The sequence below is a fragment of the Acinetobacter sp. VT 511 genome, from assembly GCF_001077515.1.
Taxonomy (GTDB): domain Bacteria; phylum Pseudomonadota; class Gammaproteobacteria; order Pseudomonadales; family Moraxellaceae; genus Acinetobacter; species Acinetobacter schindleri.
Genome location: NZ_LFRE01000054.1, coordinates 13,011 through 30,228, shown reverse-complemented (window position 1 = coordinate 30,228; position 17,218 = coordinate 13,011). Strand labels below are relative to the sequence as shown.

Annotated in this window: 19 protein-coding genes; 10 read left to right on the top strand and 9 right to left on the bottom strand. The window is 41.5% G+C overall.

Features of this window, described 5'->3' with window-relative positions; genetic code table 11:
- From ACS72_RS05605 to ACS72_RS05590, 5 genes are all read right to left on the bottom strand, one after another.
- Positions 1–373 (bottom strand): transposase family protein (locus ACS72_RS05605; RefSeq protein ID WP_048881514.1); only part of this gene is annotated, 373 nt, incomplete at its 3' end.
- A complete protein-coding gene (locus ACS72_RS17320) occupies positions 321–716 on the bottom strand; it encodes a transposase family protein (protein WP_008306679.1) in 396 nt (131 codons plus the stop codon). The genes ACS72_RS05605 and ACS72_RS17320, both read right to left, overlap by 53 nt.
- 194 nt (positions 717–910) lie before the next feature.
- Positions 911–2,179, bottom strand: a complete 1,269-nt coding sequence (locus tag ACS72_RS05600; RefSeq protein ID WP_048881513.1) for an OprD family outer membrane porin — start codon at positions 2,177–2,179, stop codon at positions 911–913.
- A gap of 71 nt (positions 2,180–2,250) precedes the next feature.
- Positions 2,251–3,600 (bottom strand): MFS transporter, encoded by a 1,350-nt coding sequence (locus tag ACS72_RS05595; RefSeq protein ID WP_048881512.1) that lies wholly within the window; start codon positions 3,598–3,600, stop codon positions 2,251–2,253.
- 413 nt (positions 3,601–4,013) lie between these two features.
- On the bottom strand, positions 4,014–4,823 hold the full coding sequence (locus ACS72_RS05590; RefSeq protein ID WP_048881511.1) for an IclR family transcriptional regulator C-terminal domain-containing protein: 810 nt from the start codon (positions 4,821–4,823) through the stop codon (positions 4,014–4,016).
- A gap of 154 nt (positions 4,824–4,977) precedes the next feature.
- On the opposite strand from ACS72_RS05590, the gene pobA reads away from it, so the two are divergent.
- Positions 4,978–6,171, top strand: a complete 1,194-nt coding sequence (pobA, locus tag ACS72_RS05585; RefSeq protein WP_048881510.1) for a 4-hydroxybenzoate 3-monooxygenase — start codon at positions 4,978–4,980, stop codon at positions 6,169–6,171.
- Between the two features lie 137 nt (positions 6,172–6,308).
- Here the strand turns inward: pobA and pcaU are convergent, their stop codons facing one another.
- Positions 6,309–7,133, bottom strand: coding sequence for an IclR family transcriptional regulator PcaU (gene pcaU, locus ACS72_RS05580; RefSeq protein WP_048881509.1), 825 nt, complete (start codon positions 7,131–7,133; stop codon positions 6,309–6,311).
- A 284-nt stretch (positions 7,134–7,417) separates the two neighbouring features.
- Here pcaU and ACS72_RS05575 point away from each other — a divergent pair, with 284 nt between their 5' ends.
- The 8 genes from ACS72_RS05575 (at position 7,418) to pcaG (ending at position 14,203) form a co-directional block, all read left to right on the top strand.
- Positions 7,418–8,089 carry a 3-oxoacid CoA-transferase subunit A gene (locus ACS72_RS05575; protein WP_048881508.1) on the top strand — a complete coding sequence of 224 codons (672 nt, stop codon included), beginning with the start codon at positions 7,418–7,420 and terminating at the stop codon, positions 8,087–8,089.
- A gap of 21 nt (positions 8,090–8,110) precedes the next feature.
- Positions 8,111–8,764, top strand: coding sequence for a 3-oxoacid CoA-transferase subunit B (locus ACS72_RS05570; protein WP_048881507.1), 654 nt, complete (start codon positions 8,111–8,113; stop codon positions 8,762–8,764).
- Positions 8,765–8,891: 127 nt separating this feature from the next.
- Positions 8,892–10,097 carry a 3-oxoadipyl-CoA thiolase gene (pcaF, locus tag ACS72_RS05565; RefSeq protein ID WP_048881506.1) on the top strand — a complete coding sequence of 402 codons (1,206 nt, stop codon included), beginning with the start codon at positions 8,892–8,894 and terminating at the stop codon, positions 10,095–10,097.
- 78 nt (positions 10,098–10,175) lie between these two features.
- A complete protein-coding gene (locus tag ACS72_RS05560; protein WP_048881505.1) occupies positions 10,176–11,528 on the top strand; it encodes a 3-carboxy-cis,cis-muconate cycloisomerase in 1,353 nt (450 codons plus the stop codon).
- A 2-nt stretch (positions 11,529–11,530) separates the two neighbouring features.
- On the top strand, positions 11,531–12,316 hold the full coding sequence (locus ACS72_RS05555) for an alpha/beta fold hydrolase (protein ID WP_249888260.1): 786 nt from the start codon (positions 11,531–11,533) through the stop codon (positions 12,314–12,316).
- 83 nt (positions 12,317–12,399) lie between these two features.
- Positions 12,400–12,798, top strand: coding sequence for a 4-carboxymuconolactone decarboxylase (gene pcaC / locus ACS72_RS05550; RefSeq protein ID WP_048881503.1), 399 nt, complete (start codon positions 12,400–12,402; stop codon positions 12,796–12,798).
- 35 nt (positions 12,799–12,833) lie between these two features.
- Positions 12,834–13,559, top strand: a complete 726-nt coding sequence (gene pcaH, locus ACS72_RS05545) for a protocatechuate 3,4-dioxygenase subunit beta (RefSeq protein WP_048881502.1) — start codon at positions 12,834–12,836, stop codon at positions 13,557–13,559.
- 14 nt (positions 13,560–13,573) lie between these two features.
- Positions 13,574–14,203, top strand: a complete 630-nt coding sequence (gene pcaG / locus ACS72_RS05540; protein ID WP_048881501.1) for a protocatechuate 3,4-dioxygenase subunit alpha — start codon at positions 13,574–13,576, stop codon at positions 14,201–14,203.
- 115 nt (positions 14,204–14,318) lie between these two features.
- Here pcaG and ACS72_RS05535 read toward each other — a convergent pair whose 3' ends face one another.
- The gene (locus ACS72_RS05535; protein WP_048881500.1) at positions 14,319–14,798 is read right to left on the bottom strand and encodes a MarR family winged helix-turn-helix transcriptional regulator; all 480 of its coding nucleotides are present in this window, start codon (positions 14,796–14,798) and stop codon (positions 14,319–14,321) included.
- A 208-nt stretch (positions 14,799–15,006) separates the two neighbouring features.
- On the opposite strand from ACS72_RS05535, the gene ACS72_RS05530 reads away from it, so the two are divergent.
- Positions 15,007–16,065, top strand: a complete 1,059-nt coding sequence (locus tag ACS72_RS05530) for an aromatic ring-hydroxylating dioxygenase subunit alpha (protein WP_048881499.1) — start codon at positions 15,007–15,009, stop codon at positions 16,063–16,065.
- 148 nt (positions 16,066–16,213) lie between these two features.
- On the opposite strand, the gene ACS72_RS05525 is transcribed toward ACS72_RS05530, so the two are convergent.
- Both ACS72_RS05525 and ACS72_RS05520 read right to left on the bottom strand, forming a co-directional pair.
- Positions 16,214–16,603, bottom strand: a complete 390-nt coding sequence (locus tag ACS72_RS05525) for a PaaI family thioesterase (RefSeq protein ID WP_048881498.1) — start codon at positions 16,601–16,603, stop codon at positions 16,214–16,216.
- Between the two features lie 48 nt (positions 16,604–16,651).
- On the bottom strand, positions 16,652–17,188 hold the full coding sequence (locus ACS72_RS05520; protein ID WP_004892370.1) for a DUF3237 domain-containing protein: 537 nt from the start codon (positions 17,186–17,188) through the stop codon (positions 16,652–16,654).
- Positions 17,189–17,218 lie beyond the last annotated feature (30 nt).

Here is a 17,218-nt window from a genome sequence, read left to right as displayed (position 1 = left end):
TGAAGGTTTTCAGGCTGCCAAATACATGCTCAATTCCGATTCTTCTTTTATTGATTTCTTGATTATAGATTTTCAATTCAGGATCCAATTTACAGTGTCTTTTGGCTTTTAATGGCAACAGGCTATTCGGATACAGCACATAAATCCCCTGATAGCCTTTATCTGCAAGGATAAAAGCCCCAAAAGGAATCTGGTTTAAATTGCGTTTGAACAACTCGAAATCATGCACTGCACCGCGACTGGTACATAAACTCAGAATTTGCTGAGTTTTGTAGTGAATCATGGCCTGTACTTTAAAGGTATGGGTCTTTTTCTTGCCGCTATAGCTTTTCTTCTGTTTTTTTAGGCCTTTGGATTGGAATTTCCGTGGCATCCACGATCACAACATTCCAGTCGATGCCTTCGCCCTCGGGTAAATCTTTGGGTAAATTAAACAGATTGGACCGAATCAGGCAGTCTTCAACATGACGGACAATTCTTGAGGCTGTGGGCTCTGAAACCCCGTAACTCGTCGCAACGTGAAATAAGGTTCGGTATTCCCGCCAATAGCTCAGACAGAGCAGAACCTGATCCTCCAGGCTTAACTTGGGCGGTCTGCCTTTGGCAGAGACATGCTTCTGCAATTGCTCAACCATCAAATAGAAAGTTGACCATGAGATGCCTGTGTATCGCTTGAACTGAGGATCAGAAAGCTTGTTTGAATCGATGTATTTCATCCGCAGATTATGCACGAATGCCAAGAAATCCGGAGTGCAAATATTAACCAAAAAGAAGATCGTTTTTTTGATTTATGAAAGAGATCTATTGATCTAGTTTTTAATGTATTTCAATAAAAGTAAACTAGGATCTGACACTACTCAAAAGAGTAGTGTCAGATCAAGACCTTTTATTTTTCAAAATCAATTGAGATTTATTTAAATTTCCAAGTGTAATCAATATTTACACGAGTTTCATTATCAGAACGGAAAGCCATACCTTGTGCAGGCATATCATTACGATAATGACTGTAACGCGCGCGCAGGTTTAAGCCTTCAAGCTTACCTGTTGGAATCCGATAGCTTAAATCGAAATCTAGTGCATCTTGTTCAAATTCTTCGCCCGGTAGATTTCTAATTTCAATATCCACTCCTTTACTATAACGGGTCATAAATTTAAGACCATTAAGTGCCGTGTCTTTAAAATCGTAGTCATAACGGACGTGGTAGACTTTTTCATTAATATTCGTAAAGTCAGCACTCATACTGTCTAGGAATACTGCAGGCTCAGCCCCTGCTAATGTAGGTAGGGCAGTATCACCAAACGATTGCATATAGCCAAGACTAAAGGTGTGATTGCTACGATTCAAACCGAAGATCCCGCTGAAGTGCTGGTTCTCGATATCACCTGCAAGGGCATCACCTGAATCTTCACTCACGAACAAACGTAAATCAGATAGGAAATTACCGATGCCAATATCATGTTTGGTTTTTAGAGCCAAGAAACTTTGTTGATATACATCATGTAAGTCTGCATGAAAAATTTGTGTCGCAATCTGATCATTTACCTTATATTCAGCCCCTAACATATGCAGGCCAGAAGATTCAGCAGTAGTGTTGAACCGTCCATTAGGATTACCTACTCGAATTTTTTCATAGTTAGTAGAATCTCGTTGGTTGACACGGTCTGTATAAAGGGCGTGAACCTTGAACTTTTCTATTTCATTAAACTGGAGATGAGCACCACGATAGTTCTGCTGAAATAGACGGGCAGGGCTGGAAAATAATACAGGAAACATCGGTGTTAATGTCCCTACATGTAAAGTCGAGTCCTGTACTTTTGCCTTGGCGGTCCAACGGATTTCACCATATTGGTCAGCACGCTTTCTGTCTTTGCCCACAGGTAATAAACTTGAAGCAGCATACTCATTGACACTATCACCCAATAAGTTAAAACCTGCCAGGCCCAGAATATCTACACCAAATCCGACAACCCCTGGCGTATAACCAGAATTTGCTTTTAAGATAAAACCCTGTGCCCAGTCACGTGCTGCTGGAAAATCATCTCCGCGCTTATAATCCCGGTCAAAATAGAAATTACGTGCTGTCAATGTGACCTGTGAATCATCAGTAAAACTGTTTGCAAACGCAGGAGCTAAAACTACAGGCGAAAGTATCCCCAAAAAGATTGCAGAAAATCTCATAATATTGTCCCTATATATTTGAATAGAGCTGAACGTCATGTTCAGCTCATCATAATGAAGCGATAGAAGTGTTATGAACTTACAGTTGAGCTTTGGAAATTCAGTTGAGCTGCGTGTTTATTTTGTAATTTTGACAGGCTAAGAACAGTCATAATCGCAAGAACAAAAGCACCCGCATAATAGCCATACAGGGTAAGGGAAGAAATACCGCCGTCTAAGAATGCACCAGCAACCAATGGGGATAAAATTCCACCAATACGGCCAAAACCAATTGCAGAACCCACACCGGTAGCACGAACATCTGCTTCATAAATTGATGGTGACATAGCATAAAGACCTGCTACACAGCCATTTGACAATACGCCCAGAAAAACAGATAGGATAAAGGCAATGGTAAGTGTGCTAGTACTATTTACAAAAAGCAGAATTAAAATAGCGGTTAATGCCAGGAAGGCAGCTTGCACATAGAATATACGTAAACGTGCACTGATGAGACCAATCAGGGCTGCACCAAACATCCCTCCCGCACTGATCAGTACACCTGCAGTCACCCCTTGTTCAGTCGTCATGCCATTTGCAGACAAGATTTTTGGTGTCCAGCTCATTACGAAGTAGAAGCCAAACATCACGAAGAAGAAACTTAACCAAAGAAAAATAGTTTGTAAGCCAAGACCGGCAGTGAATAATTTGGCAATTCCTATTTTAGGCTGTGCTGTATTATGGATAACTTCAGGAAGCTGAGGAATACGAGTTAAACCAATACGTTGGCAGAGATGATTAATACGATCCAAAGCATTTTTTGGCTGTTTGACCAGCAGGTAGTCAAGTGATTCAGGTAAAGTGAAGTATGCTACCACCAGCATTAACATGGTCGTTAAGCCACCTGCAAGGAACACAGAACGCCAGCCGAAATGGCTGATCAAAGCAATTGCGATCATACCACCAATAGTTGCACCAATTGCATATCCAGTGGACTGCAAACTTACTGCCAGGCTTCTCCAGCGTAAAGATGCATATTCACTGGCAATCACATTACTGCTCGCTAAAATACCACCAATCCCCAGACCAGTAATAAAACGCATAATACCGAGTTGAGTTGCATTCTGTACTAGTGAAGCAGCAATCATGCTGACACCACTAATTAGTAGACAAAGCAGGATTAACGGGCGACGACCAATTTTGTCTGCCCAAGGTGCCAGGAATAAAGAACCAGCCCCCATACCAAATAGACCAGCACTTAATAAAGCACCTAATTGCGCACCTGTAAGTCCCCATTCAGCTGATACCGATGATGCAGTGAATGCCATCACCAGCACATCGAAGCCATCGATGACATTTAAAAGAACACAGATACCGATAACAAACCACTGATATCTATTCATGGTTTTGTTATTCATTTCCTCACGAGGGTTCTGAACCATTTACTTTCTCCATGGATTTAGACACCTATCGCGGGGATATGAACCTATCAACGAATATCAATAATTGATTCATTTAATCAGCCCTACCTAGCCCTTAGGTGTCATCCTAGTAATGTTTTTAATATGTTCATCGCACCAAAACCCGTCCATGTTTTGTTGCTGAAGTTTTAATCAGCAAATCTGCGATATGCAAAATGTAGCATTATTGGATCCAAATTCAAGCATAAAATAAATGTTTTAATCGTTTTTATGGATTAATTGGATCCACAGATCCTAGGAAATCATTGAATAATCAAGTGAAATACTAGGAATTAAAAAGTATGAATACAGGCATTCATTTTGTAAAAAACAATATGCATGATCAATTACTCAGCATATAAAACATAAATGAGTATAGAAATCATGCAATATCATCAAAGTATGGCACGCAAATCATGAGCAGTTTGTTTGAGCAATGGAAGGATATTTTGTATTAAATAATTGGCATCAATCCGATTGCTTGAGCCTATACAGTTTAGTGCAGCTACAGTATCTCCCTGCATATTTAAAATCGGTACGGCCATCGCAATGATTCCTAATTCATGTTCTTCTGTAGAAATACAGTAATCAAGCTGACCCACTTCCTGCAATATTTTTAAAAATACTTGAGGATCCGTAATCGTGTAAGGAGTGAGTCTTTTCAGGTTGAATTTATCTAGCCATTGCTGTTGGGCTTCAAAACTTAAACGTGAAAGCAATATTTTACCCGTTGATGTTGCATAAGCAGGCAGGCGATTCCCCAGATGTACACCAAGCGGACTAAGTTTGCTGGTATCAATTTGGGGAGCAATACTTTTTGCGACAGGTACGACTTCATGCTCATCCAGCACTGCCACCGAATAGCTTAAAGCAGTTTTTATGCTTAAGAGATTAAGCATGGGCTGGGCAACTTTCGGTAAATATGCAGAACTGAGATAAGCACTGGAAAAGCGTAGCACCTTATAGGTTAGCCAGTAAAAATGTTCATCTGTATCGAGATAACCCAGAAATTTGAGTGTACGGACATAGCGTCGTGCCGCAGTACGGCTTAGTCCGGTACGTTCAGCAATCTGAGTAACATTGAGCTTTTGACGTTCAATACCGAAGCATTCTAGCAGACTTAAACCTTTTGCTAGACCTGCAATGTAATCATCATATTGAATAGACTCATTATTATTCTCACTAAGAATTACATCCTTGCGCAATTATATATCCCTCATTAGTTATTTTCTTAAATATCTTGTCCGATCATCGGACAAAAGTCACCTATTTCGGTAGGGATTGAGGCTAAAGTCTAGGCAGAAACATAAAAATTTCTTAGCTTGTAAAAAAAGATGGCTATTAAGGAATTGTCAGCATATGGAAATTTTAAATACTAAAGTCGCAATTATTGGTTCAGGTCCAGCAGGATTATTGCTTGGACAATTACTCTATAAAGCCGGTATTGATCATATTTTAATTGAGCAACGTAGTGCTGAGTATGTAGCAAGCCGTATCCGTGCTGGTATTCTCGAGCAGGTATCTGTTGATCTTTTGGCTGAAGCCGGTGTAGATGCTCAACTCAGAGAAAAGGGCTTACCACATAACGGTATTGAAATTCTAACCAATGGTGAGAAACACCGTGTGGATCTAACCCAACTTACCGGAGGTAAGCAGGTCACTGTTTATGGTCAAACTGAAGTAACCAAAGACCTGATGCAAGCACGTACTGAAGCGCAATTAACGTCTTTCTACGAAGCAAGTAATGTACAAGTTCATGAATTTTATGGTGAGCAGCCTTCGGTGAAATTTGAAGATGAAGGCCGTCAGGTCACGGTTCAATGTGATTTTATCGCAGGTTGTGATGGCTACCATGGTGTATGCCGTGCAAGTGTTCCTGAAGATAAAATCAAGACCTTTGAAAAAGTGTACCCATTTGGCTGGTTGGGTGTACTTGCAGATGTACCACCAGTAGCAGATGAGTTGATTTATGTACAATCTGAACGTGGTTTTGCATTATGCAGTATGCGTTCAAATACACGTAGCCGCTACTATTTACAGGTCCCATTAACAGACAAAGTTGAAAACTGGTCAGATGAGCAATTCTGGGAAGAGTTGAAAAACCGTCTTGATCCTGAAAGCCGTGAAAAGTTAATTACAGGTCCTTCAATTGAAAAGAGTATTGCACCATTACGTAGCTTTGTAACAGAGCCAATGCGTTTTGGGAAATTGTTCCTGGCAGGGGATGCAGCGCATATTGTGCCGCCAACAGGTGCTAAAGGTTTAAATCTTGCAGCATCAGACATCGCATTCTTGTCTAAAGCCTTGATTGAATACTATGCCAACGGTTCAGAAGCAGGAATTGATAGCTATTCAGAAAACTGTTTAAAACGGGTGTGGAAAGCAGAACGTTTTTCTTGGTGGATGACACATTTACTTCATCGTTTTGAAACAGAAACTGAGTTTGAACATAAAATTAAACAAGCAGAATTAAGCTATATTTTAGGTTCAGAAGCAGGTCAGAAGACTCTGGCTGAAAATTATGTAGGCCTACCACTACAAAAAGCGAGCTAAGTGCTAATTTAAAGACTTTTGTTATTTAAGTTTGCGCTAGATTCAGGACACATCGAGTTCATTTGAGCTCGATGTGTTTTTTTCTTTTAAAGAAAAGGTCTTCATTTACAACATTTTAATCTTATGTGCAAAACGAATTAAACAAATTGACGGAATTCACGCGCTGTTTGTTGTAGTAAAGGCAAAATATGCTGTTGTAAATATTCTTTACTGGTACGTCCAGTAGGAGATACGATATTTAATGCAGCAACCACATCGGCACGGTGATTATAAATTGGAACTGCGAGCGCATGAACACCAAGTTCATGCTCTTCTGCTGAATAGCAAAACTCATCAGCACGAATTTGCTGTAATAGAGCTAAAAATGCCTGATTATCTGTATGGGTATATTTGGTCAGTGATTTTAAAGGATATTGCTCAAGCCATTCTTGCTGTGACTCAGGACTTAAATAACTCAATAAAACTTTTCCTGCTGAAGTAGCATGCGCGGGTAACCGATTACCGAGATGTAAGCCATAAGGATTGACTCGATCAGTTTGTTGATGGGCGGCACTACGCGCGATGGTAATCGCCTCAAAACCATCCAAGACCATCACAGAGTAGATTAATGAAGTTTGCTGGGTCAGTAAATTAAGAAGTGGTTGAGCAATCTTGGGTAACTGTGCTCCACTCAGATAAGCCCCTGAAAATTTAAGTACTTTAGGACTCAAAGAATAAAAATGTCCATCAAAATCTAAATAACCAAGATATTCTAGTGTCAGTAAATGACGACGTGCAGCAGCTCGTGTAAGTCCTGTCTTTTCAGCTGCCATACTAACGTTTAAACGATATCGATCATTGGCAAAGCAATCCAGAATCGCAAGCCCCTTACTTACTCCAGCAATAAAATCTTCATGACGAATTATTTTTTTATTTTCAGGATTCTGGATCAGCTGATCGCGGGCACCGTTATTGATTGTCATGTCAATTCCTTAATCTTCATATATTAATTCACTCACTATTTTTACAGTTGCTTTATTCAATTCTGAGAATTAATAAAATTTTTGTTCGATCATCGTGCAATGATTATGTAAACCGTACAAAACTATTTTTAAACCATAGTCGAAAGCTTGGAATTTATCAAGAATAGATCACACAGAATCCTAAGGATTTTGGTTGGAATTTGTTCTCCGTCCAGAATGTGTTCCAACCAGAACCTTAGGTTCTCAAAATTTTTGTACTGAGTGGCAATACATGGAGTTATTTGATGATCGATAAAAGTTCTGCCTCACTGGTCGAAGCACTTTCACAAATCAAAGACGGATCTACCATCATGATCGGTGGTTTTGGTACTGCAGGTCAGCCTGCTGAGCTGATTGATGGTTTGATCAAACTTGGTGTGAAAGATCTGGTGATCGTCAATAACAATGCCGGTAATGGCGACTATGGTTTAGCCAAACTCTTAAAAGCCGGTGCGGTGCGTAAAATCATTTGCTCATTCCCGCGTCAGTCTGATTCCTGGATATTTGACGAATTGTACCGTGCAGGAAAAATCGAATTAGAACTGGTGCCACAAGGTAACCTGGCATGCCGTATTCAGGCTGCAGGTATGGGCTTGGGTCCAATCTACACCCCGACTGGTTTTGGTACCTTGCTGGCGGAAGGCAAACCAACCATGAATTATGAAGGCAAAGACTACGTTTTAGAAAATCCAATTAAAGCTGACTTTGCTTTAATTAAAGCACAGCAAGGCGACCGTTGGGGTAACCTGGTTTACCGTAAATCTGCACGTAACTTTGGCCCAATCATGGCGATGGCTGCCGATGTCACGATTGCACAAGTCTCTGAAGTGGTTGAGTTAGGTGCTTTAGACCCTGAACACATCATCACCCCGGGTATTTTTGTACAACATGTTGTACGAGTGAAACCTGTACAGTAATTACGGATTAGGAGAAAAGAAATGAGCTATAGCAAACTGACCCGTGACCAAATTGCTGAACGTGTTGCACAAGACATTCCAGACGGTGCTTATGTCAACCTTGGCATTGGCTTGCCAACCAAAATTTCGAACTACCTGCCTTCAGACAAAGACGTGTTCTTGCACTCTGAAAATGGCTTATTGGCTTTCGGTCCGCCACCTGCAAAAGGTGAAGAAGATCCTGAGCTGATCAACGCAGGTAAAGAATATGTGACCTTGCTGGAAGGCGGCGCTTACTTCCATCACGGTGATTCATTCGCGATGATGCGTGGCGGTCACTTAGACATCGCGGTACTGGGTGCATTCCAAGTGGCTGAAAATGGCGACCTGGCTAACTGGCATACTGGCGCACCGGATGCGATTCCTGCGGTAGGTGGTGCAATGGACTTGGCCGTAGGTGCGAAAAAAGTCTTTATTACGACCGATCACGTGACTAAAAAAGGCGAACCGAAGATTGTCGCTGAACTGACTTATCCTGCAACAGGCTTGAAATGTGTCGACCGTATTTATACCGACCTGTGCGTGATTGACGTGACAGATGAAGGCATGAAAGTGATTGAGAAAGTTGAAGGTCTGTCATTTGAAGAATTGCAGTCAATGACCGGTGCCAAACTGATTGATGCGACTCAAAATTAATTTATAAATCCTCCCTAAGTCCCTCCTTTAATAAAGGAGGGACTTCCACCCTTTTTTCTTGAGGGGATTACTCCTCCCTTTAGTAAAGGGAGGTTGGGAGGGATTCAAAGATTTGGAAAGTAAAAATATGAAAAACGCATACATCATTGATGCCATCCGTACCCCATTCGGCCGTTATGCCGGTGGACTGGCAGCTGTCCGTGCAGATGACCTGGGTGCGCTGCCAATTAAAGCATTGATGGAACGCAACCCAAGTGTGAACTGGGAACAGGTTGATGACGTGATCTATGGCTGTGCCAACCAGGCTGGTGAAGATAACCGTAACGTCGGGCGCATGTCATCCCTGCTTGCAGGTGTGCCTTATCAGGTGCCGGCAACGACCGTGAACCGCCTATGTGGTTCATCGATGGATGCAATCGCAATGGCAGCACGGGCGATTAAAGCCGGTGAAGCTAATCTGATTATTGCCGGTGGTGTAGAAAGCATGTCGCGTGCCCCATTCGTGATGGGCAAGTCAGAAACGGCGTATGGCCGTAGCCAGAAGATCGAAGACACCACCATGGGCTGGCGTTTTATCAATCCGAAACTCAAAGAAATGTACGGCGTAGAAACCATGCCGCAAACTGCTGAAAATCTGGCAGAACAGTTCAATATCAATCGTGAAGATCAGGACAAATTTGCCTTGACCAGCCAGCAACGTACAGCTGCAGCGCAAGCCAAAGGTTTCTTTGATAAAGAAATCATTCCGGTGGTGATTCCACAACGTAAAGGCAATCCGGTGGTCGTGGATAAAGATGAACATCCACGTGCGTCTACCACTGCAGAAGCGTTGGCAAAACTGAAACCTGTGGTAAAAGCAGACGGTACGGTAACGGCGGGTAATGCATCTGGTATTAACGATGGTGCGGCTGCTTTACTGATTGCTTCTGATGAAGCGGTTGCTCAACACGGCTTAAAACCACGTGCCAAAATTATTGGCTCAACAGTTGTGGGTGTTGAACCACGCATCATGGGCTTTGGTCCAGCACCTGCCATCAAGAAACTATTGGCGCAAACTGGTCTGACTTTAGAGCAGATGGATGTGATTGAGCTGAATGAAGCTTTTGCTGCCCAAGCACTGGCATGTACACGTGACTTAGGTATAGAGGACGGTTCAGAGAAAGTCAATCCAAATGGCGGTGCGATTGCATTGGGTCACCCACTGGGTGCTTCAGGTGCGCGTTTGGTGACAACTGCACTGAACCAGCTGGAACAGACTGGTGGCAAATATGCACTATGCTCAATGTGTATTGGTGTCGGTCAAGGCATCGCTTTGATTATTGAACGTGTATAAATTTAAATACCTTTCATTTTTTGCTTAAAAACAAAACAATGAAAGGTATTTAAAACGAGTTAGAAAAAGGATATTCAAATGAGCCAATTGTACGCAAGTCTATTTTACCAAACTGAGATCACTGCAATATTTAGTGATGAAGGAGTGGTGCGTTACATGTTGCAAGCAGAAGCAGCATTGGCTCAAGCTCAGGCAAAAGTGGGTGTGATTCCTCCTTCAGCGGCAGCAAATATTGTATACGTTGCCCAACAACGGGTGAATGAGATCATTGACTTTACTGCGCTTGCAAGTGCATCAGGACTTGCTGGAAACATTGCGATTCCCTTTGTGAAGCAATTGACGGCTGCGGTTAAAAAAGTCGATGAAGATGCTTCGCGCTATGTGCATTGGGGGGCGACAAGCCAAGACATTATTGATACTGCATGTGTTTTGCAGTGTCGTGATGGCTTAAATTTAATTGAGGCTAAACTCATCCAGGCGATAGCAGCAACTCGAAACTTGACCGAACGCTATCGTGACCAAGTCATGATTGGTCGGACATGGTTACAACAAGGCCTACCACTAACCTTTGGTCATAAAACTGCCCGCTGGTTAGCAAGTTTGCAACGTGATCTTGAACGTGTACAAGCACTTAAAAATTCTGCACTCACTGCACAATTGGGTGGAGCCGTTGGCACACTTGCGTCACTTATTGATCAAGGCAGTGCAGTTGTAAAGGCGTTTGCAACAGAACTTCAACTCAATGTCCCGGATTGTACTTGGCATGGTGAACGTGATCGTATTGTGGAAATAGCCCATGTGCTTGCCATAATTACAGGTAACTTGGGCAAGATGGCACGCGATTGGTCACTGATGATGCAAACCGAAATTGCAGAAGTGTTTGAACCAAGCGGAGCAGGGCGTGGCGGATCATCGACGATGCCACATAAACGTAATCCTGTTGCAGCAGCATCAATTCTGGCAGCAGCCAATCGTGTCCCTGCACTCATGTCGAGTATCTATCAAAGTATGGTTCAGGAACATGAACGTAGTTTGGGGGCCTGGCATGCTGAGTGGCTGGCACTGCCTGAAATCTTCCAATTGTGTGCTGGTAGCCTGCAACGTGCGATAGAAGTTTTTGAGGGCCTGGAAGTACAGAAGGACAATATGTGCCGCAATCTAGAATGTACTCAGGGCTTAATTATGGCAGAAGCCCTCATGATGTCCTTGGCACCAAAGTTAGGCCGACTCAATGCCCATCATGTGGTTGAAGCCGCATGTAAACAGGCAGTTGCTGAACAACGTCACTTATTAGATGTAGCACAAAATCATCCTGAAATTTTAGCTGTATTTAATTCGGAACAATTAAGCCAAATTTTTAATCCACAAAATTATTTAGGTAATACCCAGCAGCAGATCGATGCAGTATTGCAACGTGTTCAAGGAAAATAGTCATCATGACACTTATCAATAATCGTAATGGCCAACAATTGGCAGTTTACACTTTTGGTGATACCGCTCATCCAGCCCTTATTTTTTCGAACTCATTGGGTACAGATCACGGCATGTGGCAGGCTCAAGTTGCTGCATTTGCTCAAGACTACTTTGTGATCTGTTATGACACCCGCGGTCATGGTAAAAGTGCGGTCATTGAAAATAGCACGCTGAGCGACTTAGCTAATGATGTCATTGATATTCTTGATCACTTCAAAGTTGAAAAAGCGCATTTTTGTGGCATTTCGATGGGCGGAATCACTGGCCTGCAATTGGGTTTAATCGCGCCACAGCGTTTCCTGAGTATTACCATTGCCAATTCAGCCGCGAAGATTGGACAAGCTGAAGCATGGTTATCACGTGCAGATGCGGTCGAAGAACAGGGATTGGTCGATATTGTCAGCACAACACACACCCGGTGGTTCAGCAACAAATTTGATTATATCCACGATCGCCTTGCACAGCAGACCATTCAAAGTTTGTCAGTGACACCGCCGAAAGGCTATGCAGCATCTTGCCGCGCGCTTGCAAATGCAGACTTACGTGACCAAATTGCCAACATTGAAGTGCCATGTTTAGCACTATGTGGTGGCTTAGATCCGGTCACGACCGTGGCAGATGGCGAATTTATGCAAATGCATATACCGAACTGTGAGATTGCGGTGCTAGATGCTTCACATTTATCAAATATTGAGGTACCACAACAATTTAACCAAGTCCTTGCCGCGTTTATTGCAAAGCATTGATTTGAATTCAGCGTCATTATGGAATGAAGGTGTTCCTCAGACATTTTCACTCCGCCTTATCAGCGTTAAAGAGTGTATTGATCATGAATGATGAAGAACGTTACAAACAGGGAATAGAAGTGCGCACGGAAGTGTTAGGTGAAGCACATGTCGGACGCTCTTTGGAAAATTTAAATGACTTTAATGAAGACTTCCAAAACTTCATCAGTCGTTTTGCCTGGGGAGAAGTATGGTCACGTCCAGGTTTACCACGTCATACCCGTAGTCTGGTAACTATCGGTATTTTGCTCGCATTGGGTCGTGAAGCTGAGTTACGTATGCATATTCGTGCATGTTTTAACAATGGTGTTACCAAAGATGAGCTTAAAGAACTGTTTTTACATGCTTCCTTATATGCAGGTTTACCTGCTGCAAACGCTGCAATGCACATGGCAGAGGAAGTTTTTGTAGAACTTGGTATTACACCGACCAAACTTAAATAACGGACGATTTTTTAGAATTGAACAAGGAGAGATTCATGATTCAGAATCAACTAGGCGCTTATGCGCAACGTAATACGGATGATCATCCACCGGCCTACGCACCGGGTTATAAAACCAGTGTGCTGCGTTCGCCGAAAAATGCACTCATTTCAATTGCGCAAACCCTGACTGAAGTAACGGCACCACATTTCACCTCAGCACTCTTAGGGCCTAAAGACAATGACTTGATTTTGAACTATGCCAAAGATGGTTTACCTGTTGGTGAACGTGTCATTATTCATGGTTACTTGCGTGACCAATTTGGTCGTCCGGTTAAAAATGCCCTGATTGAAGTCTGGCAGGCAAATGCTTCTGGTCGTTATCGTCATCCAAATGACCAATATATTGGTGCAATGGATCCTAACTTTGGTGGTTGTGGTCGTATGCTGACGGATGAAAATGGTTTTTTCATTTTCCGTACTATTAAACCGGGTCCATATCCTTGGCGTAACCGTATCAATGAATGGCGTCCTGCACATATTCATTTCTCGGTCATGGCAGATGGTTGGGCACAACGTCTCATTTCGCAATTTTATTTTGAAGGCGATACTTTAATTGACAGCTGCCCAATTCTAAAAACGGTTCCTTCAGAGCAGCAACGCCGTGCTTTGATTGCCTTGGAAGACAAGAGTAATTTCATTGAGGCTGACAGCCGTTGCTATCGCTTCGACATTACTTTACGTGGTCGCCGCGGAACTTATTTTGAAAATGAATTAACGTGATAAGGAGCATCATGATGAACGGTTGGAATTTCCAGGAATTACATGAAACACCATCTCAAACAGGTGGTCCATACGTCCATATTGGCCTGATGCCCAATCAGGCAGGTATTGAAGTATTTGAGCATAGTTTTAATAACCAATTAGTTAAAGCTGAAACCCAAGGTGAACGTATTCGTCTTGAAGGTCAGGTTTTTGATGGCCTCGGTCTACCTTTACGTGATGTACTTGTGGAAATCTGGCAGGCAGATGTAAATGGCGTCTATCCAAGTAAGGCAGATATTCAGGGTAAACAGGCTGATCCACATTTCTTTGGTTGGGGCCGTGCAGCTGCAAACTTTGAAACGGGGTTATGGAGCTTTGATACAATTAAGCCAGGCGCTGTACCGGGGCGTAAAGGTACCCGTCAGGCACCGCATATTGCTTTAGTCATTTTTGCACGTGGTATTAACTTAGGTTTACATACCCGTATTTACTTTGATGATGAGGCAGAAGCCAATGCTAAAGATCCATTGCTGAATGGAATCGAATGGGCGCCACGTCGTCAGACTTTAATTGCTAAACGTGAAGAACGTGATAGTGAAGTGGTTTATCGTTTTGATGTACGTATCCAGGGTGATAATGAAACGGTATTCCTAGATATCTAAGCATTCGATAGAAAGTGTTAAAATGACAAAAGGTCAGCATTTGCTGACCTTTTTAGCGAGAGATATTTCAAAATAAATACCATATGAAATATTATTTAAAGCGCAATTTTGATACTTATTTTTGAATATATTTTTCCATAAAAAATTCATTAATATCATTAATTTCACTATTTAAAATGTTTAAGATCCGAATTAAATGCTCTTGATCTTCGGCAGAAAGTACCTCTAAAATTTTTTCTTCCCGCTCTTTGGCTACGTGATACATTTTCTCATACATTGCCAGACCAGCAGGTGTGAGCGTATTTTTTTTTGCACGCGAATCTTTTTTATCTACTGTCATTTCAATATAACCACGTTCTTGGAGTTTTGCTAAAGAGCGACTCACAGCACTCTTATCCAGTCCAATAACATGGCAAATTCTGCTTGCAGGAATATTCTCTTCAACCGCTAAGAGAGAAAGGATGCGCCAATCCGTGACTCCCATATCAAATAAAAAAGCATACAATTGTGATGCACCATTCGACATCTTATTTGAAAAAAAGTTAATTAAAGCAGGAGTATATCGATCTAATTGAAGTTTAAGTGAAGTGTCCATACAGCGTGTATCAGAAAGTCTTTTAAGCACTTTAACATGGTTTGTTAATATATTGTTGTCATGTCAACCAATTGGTTGACATGACAACTAAATTGACCTATTTTTATTCATATAGACCTTATTCTGTATTTATAAAGCTCGTATTTTTAAATCAGGATAATTGTGATTAAGGAAAGCATCAGAATCATTACAAAAAGGATGTAGTGCTATGAATAGTGGTCGTCAAATTAAGCTTGTAGATCAAGAAGTCTCAACAAGAAGTCCTTTCCCAAAAGATCAGTGGTATATCATCGCACTCTCTAAAGAGCTACAAGATAATTTACTTGGACGTAAAATTTTAAATATTCCAATGGTTATCTTTAGAGATAAAAAGGGCAAAGCTGTTGCACTAGAAGATCGCTGCTGCCATAGGGGGATGCCGTTATCCCAAGGACTTTTGGAGCAGGGTAAAATTCGCTGTAGCTACCATGGATTGCTATATGATGAAAATGGACACTGTGTAGAGGTTCCAGGGCAAAATAGAATCCCTTCAAAAGCGAAAATCAAATCATTCTATCTTGAAGAAAAACAAGGTTTGATTTGGTTGTGGTATGGAAAAGAAGAAAGTGTACCTCTCATAGAAGCACCAGACTACCCATATCATGATGATCCAGATTACTTATATGATGGAGACCGATATCATTATCAGGCACCTTACCAGCTCATTCATGATAATTTAATGGACTTAAGTCATTTAGCCTATGTTCATTTAAAAACTATTGGTGGTAATGCAAAAGCTCATATGAATGCGACCATGAAAACCAAAGTGATAGGTAATCAAGTCATAGTCACACGGCATATGCTCGAATCGGACCCACCGCCAACCTACAGTATGGCTTATCCGTTTAAAAATAAAATAGACCGTTGGCAAGAAATTGATTTTAGAGTTTCTCATATCCGTATTTGGACAGGAGCCATAGAAGCAGGTGATGACTCCCTGGAAAATCCAGATCGTAAAGGATTTCATATGAGAGGGTTTCATGCAATTACGCCTGAAACAGAGAATTCTTGTCATTATTTTTGGACTATGTCTACTAACCCTAAACATGACCGCGAACATATTGCAAAGCTAGTCATTGATCAGACAAAACAGACTTTTGATGAAGATAAAGAAGTGATAGAAAACCAGTACAAGAACCTAGAAGAGTTTAATCATCCAGAGATGATCGGTATACATATTGATGTGGGTTTGACCCATGCCCGACGAATCATTCAGTCTTTAATTTAAACGTTAAAATAATAAGCTTTATCTATATCTATTTATGCTAATTGCAACAGTAGGTTATTTAGTTTCTAGCCTGCTGTTGCAAATAAGCAACTAACCATTTGAATTAGATAAAATAGCTATGGTGATCAGCTAAATTTAAGGGGTTAATTTAAGAAAGAATAATAAAAGAGGCACTGGTTTTCGCAACCAGTTTATTATGTTGCCATGCTTCACTTTCGATACTTAGAATTGTTTTTCCTTCTTTAATAAACCACGCTTTTGCCTGTACTTCACCGACTTCACATGGTCGAAAAAAATCCATCGATAAATTAATCGTCGCGACAGGTTTTGAAATCTGATTTAGTGCTGCCAAAATCCCCATAGCATCATCAAGCATAGCGCAAATCATACCGCCTTCGATGCTACCGCGCGGATTGGTAAAGCTCTCGAGCGCAATGTAGTTCACGGTAAGTTGACGTCTTTCAGCATCCCATTGAATATTATGTCCCCCCAATAAATGATGAATTGGTGGGAGATGTTCCAGAATCTTGTTTTCCATAGTGATGAATCCTTCAATCTTTACAAATACTTATTTTTTCTCATTCTTTTATTTTAAGGTAAATGCATCATAAATCACCGCCTTACCTAAACGCATTGCACTGCCTACAGCTACGGTTTGGTTTAACCAGGCATATTGTGGTGCACTGGTCTCGAATTGCATAGTCAACTTGAAATAATACTGACTTGGATCGACATCTTTACCTGTACTTAACTGTTTTAAAATTTCAGGTGAAGCATGTCGGTAACCTTTAGTCTGTAAATAAATCAATGCGCCGTCATCAGTTTTCAAAAGATATCGTGTATCGATAATCGCTAGGCCTTTGCTATCTACGATTTGCCAGTCTGCGCCATTGTTGAGAATACGTCCTCTAAATGAAGGACCTTCAAAAGTGCCGCCAGTAATCGGAATAATCCGTCTTTGTCCCATATCTGCCGTTTTGCCTAACTCCCAAACTGGAGCATTTAATTCAACCTTGAAAGTGGCCAAGGGTTCAAGTTTAAGTGGTGGAGGGGAAAACTGTGTATCTGCATAACTGAGTACAGATAGATTTAGGCCGATCCAAATGCCAAATAAATATTTCATTTATCATCCTTTAAAATAAAAAAGGCCCTA

Coding starts and splice junctions, on each gene's coding strand:
- ACS72_RS17320 (WP_008306679.1), bottom strand. CDS start 716: ATGAAATACATCGATTCAAACAAGCTTTCTGATCCTCAGTTCAAGCGA.
- ACS72_RS05600 (WP_048881513.1), bottom strand. CDS start 2,179: ATGAGATTTTCTGCAATCTTTTTGGGGATACTTTCGCCTGTAGTTTTA.
- ACS72_RS05595 (WP_048881512.1), bottom strand. CDS start 3,600: ATGGTTCAGAACCCTCGTGAGGAAATGAATAACAAAACCATGAATAGA.
- pobA (WP_048881510.1), top strand. CDS start 4,978: ATGGAAATTTTAAATACTAAAGTCGCAATTATTGGTTCAGGTCCAGCA.
- pcaU (WP_048881509.1), bottom strand. CDS start 7,133: ATGACAATCAATAACGGTGCCCGCGATCAGCTGATCCAGAATCCTGAA.
- ACS72_RS05575 (WP_048881508.1), top strand. CDS start 7,418: ATGATCGATAAAAGTTCTGCCTCACTGGTCGAAGCACTTTCACAAATC.
- ACS72_RS05570 (WP_048881507.1), top strand. CDS start 8,111: ATGAGCTATAGCAAACTGACCCGTGACCAAATTGCTGAACGTGTTGCA.
- pcaF (WP_048881506.1), top strand. CDS start 8,892: ATGAAAAACGCATACATCATTGATGCCATCCGTACCCCATTCGGCCGT.
- ACS72_RS05560 (WP_048881505.1), top strand. CDS start 10,176: ATGAGCCAATTGTACGCAAGTCTATTTTACCAAACTGAGATCACTGCA.
- pcaC (WP_048881503.1), top strand. CDS start 12,400: ATGAATGATGAAGAACGTTACAAACAGGGAATAGAAGTGCGCACGGAA.
- pcaH (WP_048881502.1), top strand. CDS start 12,834: ATGATTCAGAATCAACTAGGCGCTTATGCGCAACGTAATACGGATGAT.
- pcaG (WP_048881501.1), top strand. CDS start 13,574: ATGAACGGTTGGAATTTCCAGGAATTACATGAAACACCATCTCAAACA.
- ACS72_RS05535 (WP_048881500.1), bottom strand. CDS start 14,798: ATGGACACTTCACTTAAACTTCAATTAGATCGATATACTCCTGCTTTA.
- ACS72_RS05530 (WP_048881499.1), top strand. CDS start 15,007: ATGAATAGTGGTCGTCAAATTAAGCTTGTAGATCAAGAAGTCTCAACA.
- ACS72_RS05525 (WP_048881498.1), bottom strand. CDS start 16,603: ATGGAAAACAAGATTCTGGAACATCTCCCACCAATTCATCATTTATTG.
- ACS72_RS05520 (WP_004892370.1), bottom strand. CDS start 17,188: ATGAAATATTTATTTGGCATTTGGATCGGCCTAAATCTATCTGTACTC.